This window comes from Bradyrhizobium huanghuaihaiense (assembly GCF_025200885.1).
Taxonomy (GTDB): Bacteria; Pseudomonadota; Alphaproteobacteria; order Rhizobiales; family Xanthobacteraceae; genus Bradyrhizobium; species Bradyrhizobium huanghuaihaiense.
The window spans coordinates 3,764,895-3,781,686 of the sequence record NZ_CP104172.1 but is presented as its reverse complement, the minus strand read 5'-3'; the positions used below and the strand labels follow the sequence as shown (position 1 = coordinate 3,781,686).

Annotated in this window: 19 protein-coding genes and 1 tRNA gene; 4 read left to right on the top strand and 16 right to left on the bottom strand. The window is 63.8% G+C overall.

All coding sequences use genetic code 11. The features are described from left to right. Position 1: 1 nt before the first annotated feature. From N2603_RS17980 to N2603_RS17950, 7 genes are all read right to left on the bottom strand, one after another. Positions 2-394: a RidA family protein gene (locus N2603_RS17980; protein ID WP_260389816.1), complete on the bottom strand. Its 393-nt coding sequence runs from the start codon at positions 392-394 to the stop codon at positions 2-4. A gap of 93 nt (positions 395-487) precedes the next feature. Then, a complete protein-coding gene (locus N2603_RS17975; RefSeq protein WP_063682708.1) occupies positions 488-703 on the bottom strand; it encodes a hypothetical protein in 216 nt (71 codons plus the stop codon). A 175-nt stretch (positions 704-878) separates the two neighbouring features. Continuing rightward, a complete protein-coding gene (locus N2603_RS17970; protein ID WP_260389815.1) occupies positions 879-1,754 on the bottom strand; it encodes a beta-keto acid cleavage family enzyme in 876 nt (291 codons plus the stop codon). A 121-nt stretch (positions 1,755-1,875) separates the two neighbouring features. Beyond that, complete coding sequence (locus N2603_RS17965; protein ID WP_018647190.1) at positions 1,876-3,105, bottom strand: CaiB/BaiF CoA transferase family protein; 1,230 nt, start codon at positions 3,103-3,105, stop codon at positions 1,876-1,878. A gap of 168 nt (positions 3,106-3,273) precedes the next feature. Further along, a complete protein-coding gene (locus N2603_RS17960; RefSeq protein WP_260389814.1) occupies positions 3,274-4,479 on the bottom strand; it encodes an MFS transporter in 1,206 nt (401 codons plus the stop codon). 130 nt (positions 4,480-4,609) lie between these two features. Continuing rightward, a complete protein-coding gene (locus tag N2603_RS17955) occupies positions 4,610-5,437 on the bottom strand; it encodes a 3-oxoadipate:acetyl-CoA acetyltransferase (protein ID WP_260389813.1) in 828 nt (275 codons plus the stop codon). Positions 5,438-5,558: 121 nt separating this feature from the next. Beyond that, the gene (locus N2603_RS17950) at positions 5,559-6,956 is read right to left on the bottom strand and encodes an MFS transporter (RefSeq protein ID WP_260389812.1); all 1,398 of its coding nucleotides are present in this window, start codon (positions 6,954-6,956) and stop codon (positions 5,559-5,561) included. Between the two features lie 572 nt (positions 6,957-7,528). Here N2603_RS17950 and N2603_RS17945 point away from each other — a divergent pair. Then, positions 7,529-7,948, top strand: a complete 420-nt coding sequence (locus N2603_RS17945; RefSeq protein ID WP_260389811.1) for a CopG family transcriptional regulator — start codon at positions 7,529-7,531, stop codon at positions 7,946-7,948. Positions 7,949-7,951: 3 nt separating this feature from the next. Beyond that, positions 7,952-9,142, top strand: a complete 1,191-nt coding sequence (locus N2603_RS17940) for an extracellular catalytic domain type 1 short-chain-length polyhydroxyalkanoate depolymerase (RefSeq protein WP_260389810.1) — start codon at positions 7,952-7,954, stop codon at positions 9,140-9,142. Between the two features lie 531 nt (positions 9,143-9,673). Here N2603_RS17940 and N2603_RS17935 read toward each other — a convergent pair. From N2603_RS17935 to N2603_RS17910, 6 genes are all read right to left on the bottom strand, one after another. After that, positions 9,674-9,877, bottom strand: a complete 204-nt coding sequence (locus N2603_RS17935; RefSeq protein ID WP_018647184.1) for a hypothetical protein — start codon at positions 9,875-9,877, stop codon at positions 9,674-9,676. Positions 9,878-9,910: 33 nt separating this feature from the next. Next, a complete protein-coding gene (locus tag N2603_RS17930) occupies positions 9,911-11,245 on the bottom strand; it encodes a PQQ-dependent sugar dehydrogenase (RefSeq protein WP_260389809.1) in 1,335 nt (444 codons plus the stop codon). After that, positions 11,242-11,694, bottom strand: coding sequence for a DUF2231 domain-containing protein (locus N2603_RS17925; RefSeq protein WP_260389808.1), 453 nt, complete (start codon positions 11,692-11,694; stop codon positions 11,242-11,244). The genes N2603_RS17930 and N2603_RS17925 overlap by 4 nt, the downstream gene beginning before the upstream one ends. A 75-nt stretch (positions 11,695-11,769) precedes the next feature. Next, entirely contained in the window at positions 11,770-12,714 is a 945-nt protein-coding gene (fcl, locus tag N2603_RS17920) for a GDP-L-fucose synthase (protein WP_425248992.1), read from the bottom strand. Then, the gene (gene gmd, locus N2603_RS17915) at positions 12,695-13,765 is read right to left on the bottom strand and encodes a GDP-mannose 4,6-dehydratase (RefSeq protein WP_260389806.1); all 1,071 of its coding nucleotides are present in this window, start codon (positions 13,763-13,765) and stop codon (positions 12,695-12,697) included. The genes fcl and gmd overlap by 20 nt, the downstream gene beginning before the upstream one ends. A gap of 200 nt (positions 13,766-13,965) precedes the next feature. After that, complete coding sequence (locus N2603_RS17910) at positions 13,966-14,229, bottom strand: hypothetical protein (protein WP_018647179.1); 264 nt, start codon at positions 14,227-14,229, stop codon at positions 13,966-13,968. On the opposite strand from N2603_RS17910, the gene N2603_RS44945 reads away from it, so the two are divergent. Next, positions 14,221-14,610: a DUF6894 family protein gene (locus N2603_RS44945; protein WP_425248991.1), complete on the top strand. Its 390-nt coding sequence runs from the start codon at positions 14,221-14,223 to the stop codon at positions 14,608-14,610. The genes N2603_RS17910 and N2603_RS44945 overlap by 9 nt on opposite strands. Here the strand turns inward: N2603_RS44945 and N2603_RS17905 are convergent. Next, entirely contained in the window at positions 14,607-15,362 is a 756-nt protein-coding gene (locus N2603_RS17905; RefSeq protein ID WP_260389805.1) for a Crp/Fnr family transcriptional regulator, read from the bottom strand. The genes N2603_RS44945 and N2603_RS17905 overlap by 4 nt on opposite strands. A 163-nt stretch (positions 15,363-15,525) precedes the next feature. Continuing rightward, on the bottom strand, positions 15,526-15,993 hold the full coding sequence (locus tag N2603_RS17900; protein WP_260389804.1) for a metallophosphoesterase family protein: 468 nt from the start codon (positions 15,991-15,993) through the stop codon (positions 15,526-15,528). Between the two features lie 93 nt (positions 15,994-16,086). Between N2603_RS17900 and N2603_RS17895 the strand changes: the two genes are divergently transcribed. Beyond that, complete coding sequence (locus tag N2603_RS17895) at positions 16,087-16,296, top strand: hypothetical protein (protein WP_018647175.1); 210 nt, start codon at positions 16,087-16,089, stop codon at positions 16,294-16,296. A gap of 197 nt (positions 16,297-16,493) precedes the next feature. Here N2603_RS17895 and N2603_RS17890 read toward each other — a convergent pair. Continuing rightward, positions 16,494-16,567: transfer RNA gene (locus tag N2603_RS17890), tRNA-Gly, on the bottom strand. Positions 16,568-16,792: the final 225 nt, after the last annotated feature.

Below are 16,792 nucleotides of genomic sequence, written 5' to 3'. Positions count from 1 at the left end.
CTCACATCATCGCGATGCAGTCGATCTCGACGTCGAAGGGACCAAACCATTCCGGCGTGCAGACGAAGATCCGTGCCGGCGGATCGTGCGGGAAGTAGCGCGCATAGACCGCGTTGAATGCGGCGAAGTGTTTTGTCGAGGTGCAGTAGACGTTGCACTTCATGACGTTGTCGAGCGAGGCGCCGGCCGTCTCGAGGCAGAGCTTCATCTGCTCCATGATGAGCTCGCTCTGGCGCTCGATCGGGGCCGCGGCAATTTCGCCGGTCTCGGGGTCAAACGGCGGCAGTCCGGCGACGAAGATCATGTTGCCGGCGCGCGTCACCGGCGAGGTCGGCGCCTTCCAGCGATCGAGAAACGACGAGATCGGTTCGACGCGGAGCGCTTCGCGTTTCATGCGGCCACCTTCGGTTCGAGCGAGACTGACGCCTGACTACATCACAATGCAGCCAGCATGCTTCGCTTGAGCTCGAAGTGTGGGTGCGGGGAACTACGCCCGCTGCGGCATCTCCTCGGCCTCTTCCTTGGCGAGCAGCAGCAGCATCTCGATGCCCATCTCACCTTCCTGCGGCGAGCGGATGAACTTTATTTCGTCGGCGCTTTGCCGCAATGCGGCAATGATAGCGACGGCCTGATTGGCGGTTGCCGCCTCAGTCGCCAGAATGGACTTCTGGTTCTTGGACTGAAACCCGATGGTGTAGGACATTCGTTCCCTCCCGCGCTCACGTGAAGAGATCGAATCAGAGTCGCGCGCCGAGTGGAAGCCTGTGCGACTACGGACCGGGATTATCTGGGGATTGCGCGCAAGCTCCACGCAAGGCCGCGCGCGCGCCACGTTGTCGTCACCAGTCTATGCTTTGCGATCCGGCGCCGGCGCAGCGTTATGCCAGCCCCAGCATGGCACGCGCATCTTCCGCCGTCGCAACCCTCGCACCGAGGCTCTTCACGATGCCCGCGGCATGCGCGACCAACTCGGCATTGGTCTTCGCCAGCACGCCCTTCGACATATAGAGATTGTCCTCCATGCCGACGCGGACATGGCCGCCGAGCAAATAGGCCTGTGCCACCATCGGGAATTCGGCGCGGCCGATGCCGAAGCCGGACCAGATCGCGCCCGGCGGCAGCAGGCTGCGGGCATAGAACATCGTCTCCGGCGTCGCCGAGAAGCCGTACTTCACGCCGAGCACGAGCGAGAACAGGCCCGGGCCCTTCAGCGTGCCGTCGGCGAACAGGTCGCGCGCCAGATGGCAGTCGCCGGAATCGAACAGCTCGATCTCCGGCAGCACGCCGGCGGCCTTCATCCGTTCGGCCATGATGCGGACATTGCGCGGCGTGTTGATCACGACCTCGCCGCCGGAATTCATGGTGTTGAGGTCGAGCGTGCAGATGTCGGGCTTGAGCCGCTCGATATGCTCGACGCGCTTCTCAGGGGCAAGCAGCGTGGTGCCCGGGCCGGCGACGCGGGGGTCTTCGTGCGAAGGAACAAAACGTCCGCCGGGACCGGTCGTCAGATTGATGACGAGGCTCTTGTTGCGGGCACGGATTTTCTCGACCACGTCGCGATAGAGATCGATCTCCATCGAGGGCCGCCCCGTTGCGGGATCGCGCACATGGATGTGGGCGATGGCCGCGCCGGCTTCGGCCGCCTCCAGCGCGGATGTGGCGATCTGCTCGGGGGTGATGGGGAGATACGGCGACTGCTCGGGTTTTGTCAGGTTGCCCGTGATGGCGCAGGTGATGATGGTTTTGGCGGTCATGCGATGCTGTCCTCTATTTCAACGCGATCGCCGCCTTCACCCGTCTCGCCGCTTTGCGGCGAGCCACCCTCTCCCACAAGAAGGGGAGAGGGAAGGAAAGCTCGCGCGCTGCTCGTTAGAGCTAGATAATCCCCTGCTGCTTCAATTCCTCGATCTTCCCGGCATCATAGCCGAGCTTGCCGCCGAGCACCTCCTGTGTGTGCTCGCCCAGCAGCGGCGGCGCGCGGTAGTCCTTGACCGGGGTCTCCGAGAAGGTCAGCGCGTTGCGGATCAGCGACAGCTCCGGCTCGAACTTGTGCTCGGTCTTCACCCGCATGCCGCGCGACTGGACGTGCGGATCGGAGAACACCTGCTCGAAATTGTTGATCGGCCCCGACGGCACGCCGGCCTCCTCCAGCTTGTCCAGCCAGTACGCCACCGGCTTTTTAAGAAACAAGCCGGCGAAGATCGCCATGATCTCCTTGCCGTGCACGACGCGGTCGTTGTTCTTGATGAAGCGCTTGTCATTGGCAAGCTCAGGCTCGCCGAGCACGGCACAGGTGCGCTGGAACTGGCCGTCATTGCCGACCACCAGCATCAGCTCGCCGTCGGTGCAGCGGAACACGCCGGCCGGCATGCCGCCATTGCCCCAGGTGCCGCGGCGTGGCGGGGTCTTGCCGTTGACGAGGTAGATCTGCAGCCAGTGCGACAGCGATGCGATCACGGTATCGAACAGGCAGACATCGATGTGCTGGCCCTGCCCGTCATTGGCGTCGCGATTGTAGAGCGCCGACAGAATCCCGATCGAGGCATTCATGCCGGTCATGTAGTCGACGATCGACGGGCCGACCTTCATCGGGCCCTCGCCCGGCTCGCCGTCGATATGGCCGGTGACGCTCATCAGCCCGCCCATCGCCTGCAGGATGGCGTCATAGCCAGCGCGCGGCGCGTAAGGACCGGTCTGGCCGAAGCCGGTCACCGAGCAATAGATGATGCCGGGGTTGATCGCCTTGATCGTCTCGTAGTCGAGCCCGTAGCGCTTGAGATCGCCGACCTTGTAGTTCTCCATGAAGACGTCGACGTCCTTGGCGAGCTCGCGGATGATCGCCTGCCCTTCCGGCTTGGCGATGTTGACCGTGACCGATTTCTTGTTGCGGTTGGCGCAGAGATAGAACGAGTTGTTGTTGTTCGACTTGCCGTCGGGATCGGTCAGGTAAGGCGGGCCGAAGGCGCGCGCGTCATCGCCGGTGCCCGGCCGCTCGATCTTGATCACCTCCGCCCCGAGATCGCCCAGCATCTGGGCCGACAAGGGCCCGGCAAGCACGCGCGTGAGATCAAGGATCTTGATGCCTGAGAGCGGCAAGGCCGACATGTCGGTTTCCTCCGGGGAACTGGTGTTGGCGCGGTGGCTCCAGCCAGGCCGCGCTCCCTGCGGATACACCATTTTCGCGCCCTGAGCACTGCGCTCCGGGCATAAGGGCATCCGCGCGCCAGCAGCGGGAGCGACCGTGCTGAGAATTTCCGTGTCGCGAATATAGCGTCAGGTCGCTGCTGCGGCCGCGACCTGCGGCCGCCGCCGGCCGAGCAGGACCAGGATCAGCACCGTCACGCAGGAGCAGACGAAGGTGAGACCGAGCGCACTGCGGCTGCCGTACTGGGTGAGCAGGCCGGCCAGCAGCGGCGGAGACAGCGCGGAGGCGAGATTGAGCGGCAATGCGATCATCGACATCGCCTTGGCGAACTCGGCCTGGTCGTAGAACACCAGCGGGATAGTCGCCCGCGCCACCGCCATTGCGCCGCTGCCGGCGCCGTAGAGCAGGATGAAGACGGCGACTGCCCAGGTCGCCCCTTCGCTCATCATCAGAAGAAGCATGGCGACGGGCAGCGCCGTGCCGGCCACCAGCCCGGTCGTGATGCCGTCCCACCGCCCGCCGCCGAGGAAGTCGAGCCCACGGGCGCTGACCTGGATGACGCCGAGCATCGAGCCGAACGCGACCGCCTGGGCCGGCGCCAGCCCCTCCGCCCGCAGCAGCTCGATGAACACGGCGCCGAGGCCGAAATTGACGAAGGCATTGAGGGTGATCGCGGAGACCACGAGGCCGAAGGTGCTGCGCGCAACCGGCGGCACATCCGCGTGCCTTGCCGGCGCCGGGCCCTCGTCCTTCGCGACGCTCCGGCGCGGCGCGGCCAACGCATAGAGCGGGAGCGAGACCACGATCAGCATGGCGGCGTAGACGAGGCACGTCCAGCGCCAGCCGACGAGACCGTTCAGGAACGATGTGGCCGGCCAGAAGATGCTGCTCGAAAGCCCCGTCACCAGCATGAGCGCGCCGATCGCGCTCTTGGCCTGCCGCCCGGCGACCTCGTTGAGCATGATATAGGCACCGGTCGAGAGCGTGGCGCTGCCGGCAAGGCCGAAGACGATCCAGGCGGCGAAATAGAGGGCCGGGTCGCGCGCGAAGAACAGCAGCACGAATCCGGGCACGCTGACGACCGTGCCGATCATCATCACCTTGCGCGCCCCATGCCGCGCGAAGGCCTTGGCGAGCCAGGGTGCGCACAGGCCCATGGTGACATAAAGTGTCGAGGTGCCCGCAAACACCATCGGCAGGCTCATGCCGAGATCGGCGGCAAGGTCGCGGCCGATGATGGGCGGAAGGCCGATCGTTCCCCATCCAATGAGCTGGGTGATTGCAAGCACCAGCAGGACCCCGATGAGCCTGCCGTCAGATTTCAAGAACCGCATTCCAAACGTCGCCTGCCCCAGCTGCGTGCCTGTGCACAGACCCGTCATAGCGGGAGTCTTGGCGCAGCGGAATGCCGGCCGCCGAATGGCAGTCGGCAGCCTTGAGCATGTCAGGAGGAGGCAGCAGCCGCTATCCCGCGAGCCCGAGCAAGGATCGCGCCTCGGCCGCGGTCGCAACGCGCCGACCGTGGCGCGCGACCGCCTCACAGGCGACGGTCACGAGCTCGGCGTTGCTGGCGGCGAGGCGCGTCTTGTCGATCCTGATATTGTCCTCGAGCCCGGTGCGAACCGCATCAGCGCCCCGCGCGAGCGCCCAGCCCATGACCTCGGCTTGGTGCCGCCCGATCCCGGCCGCGGTCCACGTCGCTTTCGGGATCAGGCGCTTGAGCTCTCCCAGAAGGATGTCGAGAACGTGCTCGTCGGCCGGCATCGCGTTCTTGACGCCCATGACGAACTGCACATGCGGACGTGCGTCCATCAGCCCCGCCTCGATCAGGCGGCGGGCGCCATGCAGATGCGACAGATCGAAGATCTCGATTTCCGGCCGGACGTCATTCGCCTTCATGCCGGTGGCGAGAGTCTCGACCAGGGCGGCGCTGTTCTCGTAGACGATGGTCGGAAAGTTCACCGATCCCGTGGACAGCGAGGCCATGTCCGGCTTGAGATAGAGCGATGAGCCGCGCGCCGAGGGATCGCGCCCTCGCCCGCCGGTCGAGAACTGAACGATCATCCCTGGACAATGTATCCTGATGCCCTCCTGCACCAGGGCAAAGCGTTCAGGATCCGAGGACGGCGTCTCGTCATCGTTGCGAACATGGATATGGGCAAGCGTGGCGCCGGCCTCGAAGGCCTGGTGGGTCGATTCGATCTGTTCGGACGGCAGGATGGGCACCGCCGGATTGTCCTTTTTGCGCGGAACGGAGCCGGTGATAGCGACAGCAACGACGACGGGGTTCATCCCTGGACCTCATGATGATCGCGCTCGCGCGCGCCGAGTTCGACTAGGCAGTTACATAACAAGTCGAGCCCTGCCGCTGCAAACATCATCGCTCGCAGCGGCAGGCTTTCTTACGTCAACGTCAGGTCTGAACTGCGGCCGCTCCGCCCGCAGCTTCCGCACGCTGCCGCTCATAGTCGGCCTGCGGTATCGGAACGGCCTTGGGATTGCCGAGATCGTCGATGCGGATCCGATAGGTTTCCCGCGCCGAGACGGCCGCCAGCGCCGCGATGACCGTGATGCCGAAGGCGATCGCCCCCACCGTCAACGGGATGTTGTCCGAGCCGGGAGGCGCCACGGTCGCAAACAGGGCGGGAAGCAACGCGGTGATGGTCGTGCCGATGTTCTGCGAGATCGCCATCGCCGACACCCGGGTGCGGGTCGGAAACAGCTCCGGGTAGAAGCTCGGGAAGATCGCGTTGTAGCCCTGGTAGACGACGCCCCACATCAGCAGCGACAGCAGGATCGCAAGTGGCACGTTCCTGATGCTGATCGCATAGAGATAGCCGAAGGCGAGCAGGCCGGAGAGGAGCGCACCCACGACGATCGGAGGCTTGCGGCCGACCTTGTCGGAGAGGTTGCCGACGAAGGGAATGACGAATATGGCCAGCATGTTTCCGAGGACCGGGATCCACAGATAGACGTCCTTGGCAAAACCGATGCCATAGGCCGGCTGCACCGCATAGGCCGCACCGAAGATGGTCGCAACGACGGGGATGACGTTCATCAGGGCCATGCAGATGACCCTGAGCATATCGCGCCAGCTCAGCTTGATGGCCTGGACGATGGGCGACCGCGGCGTTTCTCCCCGCTCGCCCTCTCGGGCGAAGGCGGGGGTTTCGTCGACTTCGCGGCGAATGATATAGCCTGCGACGATGACGAAGAAGCTGAGCAGGAAGGGAATCCGCCAGCCCCAGCTGTTGAAGGCCTCGGTCGGCATGTAGGCGGCCAGCGGCAGGAACACGGCTGCCGCGAGAATCTGTCCGGCCTGCACGCCCTGAAGCGCGAAGCTTGCGTAGAAGCCGCGCCGACCGAACGGCGCGTGCTCCAGGATCATCGAGCTCGCGCCGGAGATTTCACCGGCAACGGCAAATCCCTGCACGAGGCGCAGGATGACGAGCAGGATCGGCGCGAGGATGCCGACCTGGTGATAGGTCGGCAGAAGGCCGACGGCCATGGTCGAGATGCCCATCAGGAACATGCAGACGATGAGTACGGTCTTGCGGCCATGCGTGTCGCCCCAATGTCCGAGGACGAAGGCGCCGATCGGACGGGCCACATAGCCGACGCCATAGGTCGCCAGCGAAGCGATGATGGCGACGGTGGGATTTTCCGACGGGAAGAAGATTTGCGGGAAGATCAGCGAGGCGGCAGTCGCGTAGATGAAGAAGTCATAATATTCGAGAGCCGAGCCAATCCAGCCGCTCGCAGCAGCCTTCTTGGACTGACTCCTGTCGTGGATCGCGCGAGTCGTGGTCATCTCAGAAATTCCTCCACTGGGTTTATCGACGTCCCGTTGGCGGGCTTCGGTCGAAATCGGACAGCACTCTCCAGGCGCTCTGCGGAGCTCGCGGAGCGCTTGTCATTGCCGATGGCTGTCTGATTGGTCCCAACAATAGGCTTTCGCCGGGCTAACACAATTACCCAGTTATGCGATAAACCTAACATGATGTTATCTAGGCCGGAGCGACCGTCGGGGCGGCGATCAGGCGCGCGGACCCCCAATTGGCACGCCGCCGCGAGAAATCACTCCGGCGGATTGAACAGCGTGGGTGGTTTGGTCGGGTGATGCGCTTTGAAGAGCTGGCCGTCGGGGATCGCAAGCGGCGTGCTCGCCGGTTGTGTCTTCGGTCGCGGCAAAGGTCGTTGACCTTCGCCGCATGCGCGACATCAGGAGCTCCGCCGAGGCCATCGAGACGCCGACCCGCTGCGGCATCCAGATCTCGCGCTCTTGGCGCGGGTCTATCCGCTTGATCCCTTGAAGGCGGCCCGAGAGCATCTATATGACATCCATGCACCATCCAATGGGATGGTAAGAATGGATGTTTAGCTATGGCCAATAATGTGCACGAGCTGCGACCCAAGGCTCCCGACACCGAGAAAATCACGATCAACCTTGGCTATGTCGACCTCGGTCATGTCGATCTCATGGTGCAGGAAGGGTTCTATTCGAACCGGACCGATTTCATCCGGACAGCAATCCGGAACCAGCTCGAGCGCCACGTAGAGGTCGTCAGACAATCCACGGCCCGGAAGAACTTGGACCTCGGGCTGCGCAACTACACTCGCGAGGATCTCGAAGCGGCGCGCCGCGCCGGCGAGATGCTGCAGATCAATGTGTTGGGCTTAGCCACCATCGCCCAGGACGTCACTCCCGAGTTGGCTCGCGCGACAATCGCGTCGGTCTCGGTGCTGGGGGCCCTTCACGCCACTCCCGCGGTCAAGGCCGCTCTCGCCGACAGAATGAGGTGAACGATGCTGAATCAAGACATAGTCCGCGAAGCAACCCGCCTTACGCGTGCCGGCCAACTGGTCGAGGCCACCGCGCTCCTGCAGCGCATGCTCCAGGGCGGTAGCGCTCCAAGACCGGAATCTCGCAGCGCCGCTCAGGCTCGGCTTCCGCCGCTCGATCCGCTTACCATCGACGCCACGGCCGACGTCGTCGAGGAGCGGGAAGCTCCGCAGATATCGCCGGCCCGCTCTGCTCAGGGACGCAGACGCTCCTTACCGCTCGACGGCATGCGGGATTTTTCCGAGCTTGGCCTGCGAAGTCCGATCACGCGCGCTCCTCTGTCCTCATCGGACATCGCGCCCGAGGGCACACGGTTTATCGCCGGTACCTTCAGCAACGCCGCGGGAAGCCGGACCTACAAGCTGTTCATCCCAAGCCGCTGTCAGGGACAACGGCTTCCCCTGATCGTCATGCTTCATGGCTGCACCCAGTCGCCGGACGATTTCGCGGCAGGCACCCGGATGAACTTCTTGGCGGAAGAGCAGAATTGCTATGTGGTCTATCCTGAGCAGCCGAGCGGAGCCAACCAGTCGAAGTGCTGGAACTGGTTTCGCACCGGCGACCAGCGTCGCGGCGGGGGCGAGCCCTCGATGATCGCCGGTATTACCCGCCAGATCATGCGCGACCATGCGATCGATCCGAAGCGCGTATACGTCGCGGGTCTGTCGGCCGGCGGGGCCGCCGCCGCGATCATGGGCGCAACGTATAGCGACCTGTACGCGGCCGTCGGTATCCATTCAGGCCTCGCGTGCGGGGCCGCGAGCGATCTTCCCTCCGCGTTCGTCGCCATGCGACAGGGAGGCGGCTCCAAGGCAAACGCGGGTGGCAAAACTTCTGTGCCGACCATCGTTTTCCACGGCGATCGCGACACTACGGTGCATCCAAAGAATGGTGATCAGATTATCGAGCAGTCCGCCAGGGCAACGAGGCCGACGACGAAGGTACTTCGCGGACGCGTACCCCACGGCCATGCCTATACTCGCACCGTCCTGATCGACGGGGCCGGTCGGGCGATCTCCGAACACTGGAACATCGATGGCGCCGGACACGCGTGGTCAGGCGGCAGCCCCGCCGGGTCCTACACTGATCCGCAAGGGCCGGATGCGACGAGGGAAATGCTGCGCTTCTTCCTCGAGCATTCGCTCGGTGGGTAGTCTGGCTTCATAAGGGGCGCTCAGGTTGTCCTCGAGCACGTCGCAGAGCTTTCGGATCAGCTTGGCGTCGCCGAAGCCGGCCTCTATCCGCCAGCGCGGCGCGCCACAAAGCTCGATTGATCAAGGCGACGCCTCCGCCCGATCCGAAGCTACCGGCACCGACAATGTCCTCCGGACGATAGGGCTGCTGCAACATCAGGGGCACCGGGCGGGGCGCGACGGGCGAGGAAACCGGTCGCATAGATCACCGGGAGTTTGGGATCATCCTCTCGGCAACGTTCGGCGATCTACCATCCGTCGATGCCCCGTTCAGCTTGAGGTTCGGTCACATGGTTACCTATGCAGATGCGCCGGGAATGGCGGATGCCGTGGCGGCGCTGGCGCTCGCCGCAAGGGTCAGGACCGCAGAGGCTTTCTTGTTGCAATGCTGGCGTCCAATGGCCCACAAGCGAAGTCAGGCTATGTCAGCTTCCCTACCGCCGTCGGGACCATAGCAGACATCCAGTGCAGCGTGATTGACGGGTACACGCCCTAGCTTCCCAGCGCATTCTCGCCGGCTTCGCGACCGGGCACGCTGACATGCACCTCATGTCCCTCGCGCAGTGCCAGAGACGCCGCCGCGACCGCCGACTCGAAAGCGGCTTCCTTGGTGGCGTATCTGCTCTTGACGTCGCCGTCATGCAGCACGCCCCATTCGTCCTGCACCGGCACGATCGCGTATTGAGCAAGGCCCATGGTCTCCTCCTCCAGCTCTCCAATATCCAGGCACTATCGCTGCGTGAGCTGCGGATGCGTCGCGCTCACCCGCCACACCGTGTTGCCGCTGTCGTCGGCGACCAGCAGCGCGCCGGTCTTGTCGATGGCAACGCCGACAGGACGGCCACGCGCGTGATTGTCGCTGTTCAGGAAGCCGGTGACGACGTCCTGTGCCGGCCCGCTCGGCTTGCCGTCGCTGAACGGCACGAACACGACCTTGTAGCCGTTCAGGTTCTGCCTGTTCCAGCTGCCATGCTCGCCGACAAAGGCGCCGCCGCGATAGGCGCTCGGCAGGCTTGTGCCGGTGTAGAAAGCCATTCCCAGCGGGGCGACATGCGAGCTCAAGGCGTAGTCAGGCACGATCGCCTTGGCGACGAGATCGGGCCGCTCCGGCTTGACGCGGGGATCGACGTGCTGGCCGTAATAGCTGTAGGGCCAGCCATAGAAGCCGCCCTCCTTCACCGAGGTCATGTAGTCGGGCACGAGGTCGGGGCCGAGCTCATCGCGCTCGTTCACGACCGTCCACAATGCTCCGGTCTGCGGCTCGAAGCTGAGGCCGTTCGGATTGCGCAGGCCGCTCGCAAAGATGCGCCAGCGGCCGCTGTCGCGATCGACCTCGAGGATGGCGGCGCGATTGTGCTCGGCTTCCATGCCGTTCTCGGTGATGTTGCTGTTGGAGCCGACGCCGGCATAGAGCTTCGAGCCGTCGGGGCTCGCGACGAGGCTCTTGGTCCAGTGATGATCGATCGGGCCGCCCGGCAGCGGCGTAAGCACCGTGCCCGGCGCGGTGATCTTGGTATCGCCTTCGGTGTAGGGATATTTGACGATGGCGTCGGTGTTGGCGACATAGAGATCGTTGCCGACCAGCGCGACGCCGAAGGGCGAGTTGAGATGGTCGAGCAAGACGCTCTGCGTATCGGGCACGCCGTCGCCGTTGGTGTCACGCAGCAGCGTGATGCGATTGCTCTCGCCGGTATCGCCGCCTGACGTCGCCCAGGCCTCGACGTAGCCGATCACGATTTCCTTGGGCCGCTTGATCGGAGCTCCCTTCGGCGCCTTGGATTCCACCACCAGCACGTCGCCATTGGGAAGCACGTAGAGGAAGCGCGGATGCTGCAAGCCCGTAGCGAAGGCCTTGGCCTGCAAGCCCTGTGCGACCGTGGGCGTCTCATCCTTCTTCCAGCCGACGATGCGCGCGATATGCATCGGCGGCAGCAGGTATTGCTGAATCTCGGGGAGCTTCGGGTTGGCGCCGATTTGCGCATTTGGATCGCCGCTGCCGTCATTGCAGCCGGCGAGGCACAGCAGCGATGCGCACCAGAGCGCACGGGCAAGCATGGACGTCATCGCGCAACTCCCACGCCGTGACGATAGACCATGGCCCAGCCGAGCCAGCCGGTGACGGGCAGGATCAGCACGGTGATCACCGAAAGGATGAGCCCGGTCGGCCACACCGAGGTCCAGCCATCGCGCGTGTGGATCAGGGCATTGAAGGTCGCGAGAACCAGCGCCACCGCGTTGCCGAGCAGATGCGGCCAGGCCGGCGGCTGCGCGCGCACCAGGCGGTTGCCGAGGAAATCGGTCAGGCCCGCAATCGCGGCCAGCACGCCGAAGATGACGCCGACGAGCAGCAGCCAGGCGGAGAAATTCGCCCACATGATCTCGGCGCTGACGACATAGGCAATGTCGGTCAGCAGCGCCCCGATGAAGCACGCGATCGGAATCGGCACCAGCATCGGATGAATCGGATGGCCTGCGATTTGCGCGGTGCTGCGCACACGCACGTCCTGCTGCACGGTCGGCCTCGTATGGCTTTCGCCCTGCCCGACCGCCAACTCGCGCTTGCGGCGAAGGTTCCTACTGCAGCGCGGTCACTGCGCGCCCGCCTGATACGCCGCATATGCGCGCGTCAGGCCATCGTGAAGCGACGTCGTCGCACGCCAACCGAGCTTGTCGAGGCGGCTGACGTCGAGCAGCTTGCGCGGGGTGCCGTCGGGCCGCGACGTGTCGAAGGAGATCTCGCCGCGGTAGCCGACGATGTCGGCGACGAGGCGTGCGAATTCGGCGATGGTGATGTCCTCGCCGGTGCCGATGTTGACCAGTTCCGCGCTGGAATAGGTCTTCATCAGGTGCACGCAGGCATCCGCCATGTCGTCGACATAGAGGAACTCGCGCCGCGGCGTGCCGGTGCCCCAGACCACGACGTTCTTCGCGCCCGACACCTTGGCCTCGTGGAAGCGGCGGATCAGGGCGGCGACGACGTGGCTCATTTCGGGGTGATAATTGTCGCCGGGGCCGTAGAGATTGGTCGGCATCACGCTGACGAAGTCGCATCCGTACTGGCTGCGATAGGCCTCCACCATCTTGATGCCCGCGATCTTGGCAATCGCATAGGGCTCGTTGGTCGGCTCCAGCGGCCCCGTCAGCACCGAGTCCTCGCGCAAGGGCTGCGGCGCCAGCTTCGGATAGATGCAGGAGGAGCCGAGGAACATCAGCTTCTCGGCGCGGTTCTGATGCGCGGCCTGGATCACGTTCGCGGCGATCGCGATGTTGTCGTAGATGAACTCGGCGCGCAGCGTGTCGTTGGCGACGATGCCGCCGACCTTGGCGGCAGCGAGGAACACGACTTGCGGCCGCATGCGCGCGAACCAATCGAACACGGCGGCCTGGTTGCGCAGATCGACCTCGCGGCGATCCAGCGTGACGAGCTGGACGTCCTCCGCTGCGAGCCGGCGCACGAGCGCGCTGCCGACCATGCCGCGATGGCCGGCGACGTAGACGCTTTTGCCCTTGAGCTCAAACGGTAGGCTTGCCATGGCCTGCATCCCGCTTCGCCTCGGCCAGATCGCTTCTCATCATCTCCGCGACGAGCTCCGCGAACGTCCGCTTCGGCGTCCAGCCGAGCACCTCGCGCGCCTTGCTGGCATCGCCGATCAGGAGATCGACCTCGGTCGGGCGGAAATAGGTCGGATCGATCTTCACGACCGCCTTGCCGCTCTTCTCGTCGATGCCGGTCTCCTCGACGCCCTTGCCGCGCCAGATGATGCGGCGGCCGACCTGCGCGAACGACAGCTCGACCATCTCGCGCACCGAATGCATCTCGCCGGTGGCGAGCACGAAATCATCCGGCTTGTCGGCCTGCAGGATCCTGTGCATGCCCTCGACGTAGTCCTTCGCATGGCCCCAGTCGCGCTTGGCCTCGAGATTGCCGAGATAGAGCGCGTCCTCGAGCCCGACCTCGATGCGCGACACGCCACGGGTGATCTTGCGCGTGACAAACGTCTCGCCGCGGATCGGGCTCTCATGGTTGAACAGGATGCCGTTGGACGCGAACATGCCGTAGGCTTCGCGGTAGTTCACCGTGATCCAGTAGCCATAGAGCTTGGCCACGCCGTAAGGCGAGCGCGGATAGAACGGCGTCGTCTCCTTCTGCGGGATCTCCTGCACGAGGCCGTAGAGCTCGGAGGTCGAGGCCTGGTAGAACCGGGTCTCCTTCTCCATGCCGAGGATGCGGATCGCCTCCAGCAGGCGCAGCACGCCGATGGCGTCGGCGTTGGCGGTGTATTCCGGGCTCTCGAAGCTGACCGCGACGTGGCTTTGGGCCGCGAGATTGTAGATCTCCGTGGGGCGGATCTGCTGCACCAGGCGGATCAGATTGGTCGAATCCGTCATGTCGCCATAGTGCATCAGGAACGGCACGTTGCCGACATGCGGGTCCTGGTAGAGATGGTCGACACGCGCCGTGTTGAACGAGGACGAGCGCCGCTTGATGCCGTGCACGACATAGCCGAGCGACAGCAGATGTTCGGCGAGATAGGCGCCGTCCTGGCCGGTCACGCCGGTGATGAGAGCGATCCGCTCAGCCATATGTGCCACCCACTCCCAACACACCTCGAGGGGCCGCCGGCTTCCCGTTCCGGCCGCTGTCCTTCTCTGACAGATCGGCCGCCGGGGTCAACCCAATATGGGAAAAGGGTTACCGGCCTTCTTGGCCTGACGATGGTCCCGGATCGCCGCTTTCGGCATTTTAAGGCAAGAGCTTCGGCGCGTGAGGACGGCCCGCAGGCTCAATGCGCGCCGCGACAGCCGCCACAGCGGGCGAGATCGCCGCCTTCGATGATGTGATGCTGATATTCGGAGATCGCGCGATTGGCCATCCGGATGCGATTGGTCTGTCCTTCGTCAACCATCGTGGCGACGCGCTGCGCGAGGAATACGCACGCCTCGAATTCATCCCGGATCGCCCCCGTGCGCGCGAGAAAGTCCCACGCGATATCATATGCCTGCTCGGCGGCCGCATTGCGGTAGTCGCTGAAGATGATATGCGTCATCAAATCACACTGTCATTCGACTGCCTTCATTGCCGCAACCGCAACCCGGCCCGATCGTTCCTAAGCTGCCTCCGCCCTCAACCTCCTTGTCCCGTTGCAACAGGTGTGTTCCGAGCGTGGACCCGGCTGACGATTAGGAACGCCTCGCCGGTCCCACCGTTCAACTGGATGACGCGATATTCCTTCAAGATCTCGAACGGCGGTGACTTCTCTGACAGCGAAGAGCTGCCGAATGATCAAGAAGCTTGGCATCAGGCGCTCCGCACCGTGAGGGACATTGAATCCACGCTCAACCCCAACGGAGGCGATTGGTCCCTCGTTGTCCACCGGGAGGGTGATCCGCTCTACCGCATCGATGTGCGGGCCCAAAAGCTCAATTAAGTGCTGGGACTGAGATGCAGATAGGTCGGGTCGAAGCCTGCCAGCTCCTCCATCTCCCTGGGCTTGAGGATGTGAAACTCTGATCTGCTCACCGTTACCAATCCCTCCTTCCGGAGGTTTTGGAGCACCCGGTTGGTATGCACCACCGACAATCCCAGGCAATCTCCAAGGTCGGCCTGAGTAATGGGCAAGCCGAACTCCCCATTTCGGGTATGACCGATTGCCCTGAGCCTCCGATGCAGTTCAATCAGCAGGTGGGCCATTCTCGGTGTCGCCTCCCTTCGTCCGACATTGACGATCCATTCCCTGAAGATCGCCCCGTCGATCAGCGTTTCGCGCCACAGGGCCGCTGCCAGGTTCGGGCGTCGTTGATTGATCACCCTCAGATCGTCGTGGGAGATGAAACCCAGGTTGCAACGCGTGACGGTGACAAGGTCATGATCCATGACCTTGAGATGAAGGCTTTGAAGGTCAGGGATTTCTCCCGGGATGTGGATGGAGAGAACCTGTCGTTCTCCATCCGCCGTCGTCTTCGAGCGGAACGCGAATCCATCCGCGATCAGGCAACAGTCAGTGGGCCGCTCTCCGTCGGCCACGATGATCTGGCCAGCGTCGAGATGCCGCTCGCGAATCCGAAGGCTCTGAATGGCGCGGATGTCATCGGCATCCAGGTCGTTGGACACGGTCAGCTTCGTGATCAATGCGGCAGCGAGGTTTGCCGGCATCGGATGCTCCTTTTCGAGACCCGACATGGCGCAAACCACTCCGGCCTGTCAGGCGGGAGCGCTACACTCTCAGCACCGGCGCCCGAGACTATCTGCCGATGATGTAAGACAACGCAACGTTATAAGATCGTTCCAAAATGCCCCATCGAGCAAGTTTTGGAGCAAAATCATAACTTTGATCTGCCTCTGGCTAGGCCCCGTCGAGCGTGTGCATGACCGGCCGAAGCTCGGCACCAGCATCGAGATCGAGCGTCGCCAGCGTGATCGGGAGCTTGAAGCGTCGCGGCCCGGCGCTTCCGGGATTTAGATAGAGGATGCCGTCGGCCGTCCTGATGCTCGCGCGATGCGAATGGCCGTAGATCACGGCATCGATGCCGTCGGGGGCAGGCTTGCTCTCGAGTTCGGTCAGATCATGCAGGACATAGAAAACGTACCGGCCGAGGCGCACGGTTTCCGTATCCCGATAGTTCCGTGCCCAATCGCCGCTATCGACATTGCCGCGGATGGCCGTGACAGGCGCGATCCTGCGCAGCCCCTCGAGCACATGCTCGGCGCCGATATCGCCGGCATGAATGATATGCGCGACCCCGGCAAAGCAATGCTCGACCTCCGGCCGCAGCAGCCCGTGCGTGTCCGAAATCACCCCGATTGTCGTCACAGCGCTCTCCTGGCGTCCTGCCGATGCCCTGCCCGCGCTTAGGAACCACGACAGCGCGCCCGCATTGCCCGCACATCTAACGGGAGCACACGGATGGGCAATAGCGGTGTTGGCATGTTTTTGGGAGACGTCTCGGCCACGGCGTTGTGGCTTTGGTTCATCGGCGCGTTCGTCCTTGGCGCTGTGATCTGGTACGGCGTCCGACGATCGGGACATCTGCGCCGCAGCGAGCGGGCGCAACTGGACCGGAACACGGAAGCGGCGCAGCGCCGCGATGATCCACAAAAGCCGATGGCAAGGTGATGGGGCCCCGAAGCCGGGGACGGTCAAGACGTGAGGACTTGCGCGCGATCAGCCGTCCTCATCATTTCGCTACTGATGGCCGTGGCTGATGCGGCAAACTTCGTCGCAACCAGGGGATGGCCATTGTGATCGCTGTCCGAATAAGCAGCAGCGCTCAGCGAACAACGCAGTGAGGCGAAATAAGCCATTGAAAACATTGGAGCGGGTGAAGGGAATCGAACCCTCGTATTCAGCTTGGAAGGCTGCTGCTCTACCATTGAGCTACACCCGCGTTGGCGATCCCCTAACACGGCCTGGCGGCGGTCTCAACTGCCTCTGGACGGTCTCTCCCGCGTCAAGAACGATCCTGTTCCCGGCGCTCCGCCCCACCCCTTAACGGCCGGGTGATCCCGCCCTATATTGAAATCTCCCGAAACCAACGAAAGGAGGTGATCCAGTGTCTTATCTCAAGCGCTGTCACCTCGCTGGGATCGCCCGCTAGGCTTTGAAAAGGGCT

Coding starts and splice junctions, on each gene's coding strand:
- N2603_RS17980 (WP_260389816.1), bottom strand. CDS start 394: ATGAAACGCGAAGCGCTCCGCGTCGAACCGATCTCGTCGTTTCTCGAT.
- N2603_RS17975 (WP_063682708.1), bottom strand. CDS start 703: ATGTCCTACACCATCGGGTTTCAGTCCAAGAACCAGAAGTCCATTCTG.
- N2603_RS17970 (WP_260389815.1), bottom strand. CDS start 1,754: ATGACCGCCAAAACCATCATCACCTGCGCCATCACGGGCAACCTGACA.
- N2603_RS17965 (WP_018647190.1), bottom strand. CDS start 3,105: ATGTCGGCCTTGCCGCTCTCAGGCATCAAGATCCTTGATCTCACGCGC.
- N2603_RS17960 (WP_260389814.1), bottom strand. CDS start 4,479: ATGCGGTTCTTGAAATCTGACGGCAGGCTCATCGGGGTCCTGCTGGTG.
- N2603_RS17955 (WP_260389813.1), bottom strand. CDS start 5,437: ATGAACCCCGTCGTCGTTGCTGTCGCTATCACCGGCTCCGTTCCGCGC.
- N2603_RS17950 (WP_260389812.1), bottom strand. CDS start 6,956: ATGACCACGACTCGCGCGATCCACGACAGGAGTCAGTCCAAGAAGGCT.
- N2603_RS17945 (WP_260389811.1), top strand. CDS start 7,529: ATGGCCAATAATGTGCACGAGCTGCGACCCAAGGCTCCCGACACCGAG.
- N2603_RS17940 (WP_260389810.1), top strand. CDS start 7,952: ATGCTGAATCAAGACATAGTCCGCGAAGCAACCCGCCTTACGCGTGCC.
- N2603_RS17935 (WP_018647184.1), bottom strand. CDS start 9,877: ATGGGCCTTGCTCAATACGCGATCGTGCCGGTGCAGGACGAATGGGGC.
- N2603_RS17930 (WP_260389809.1), bottom strand. CDS start 11,245: ATGACGTCCATGCTTGCCCGTGCGCTCTGGTGCGCATCGCTGCTGTGC.
- fcl (WP_425248992.1), bottom strand. CDS start 12,714: ATGGCAAGCCTACCGTTTGAGCTCAAGGGCAAAAGCGTCTACGTCGCC.
- gmd (WP_260389806.1), bottom strand. CDS start 13,765: ATGGCTGAGCGGATCGCTCTCATCACCGGCGTGACCGGCCAGGACGGC.
- N2603_RS44945 (WP_425248991.1), top strand. CDS start 14,221: ATGCGTCATCAAATCACACTGTCATTCGACTGCCTTCATTGCCGCAAC.
- N2603_RS17910 (WP_018647179.1), bottom strand. CDS start 14,229: ATGACGCATATCATCTTCAGCGACTACCGCAATGCGGCCGCCGAGCAG.
- N2603_RS17905 (WP_260389805.1), bottom strand. CDS start 15,362: ATGTCGGGTCTCGAAAAGGAGCATCCGATGCCGGCAAACCTCGCTGCC.
- N2603_RS17895 (WP_018647175.1), top strand. CDS start 16,087: ATGGGCAATAGCGGTGTTGGCATGTTTTTGGGAGACGTCTCGGCCACG.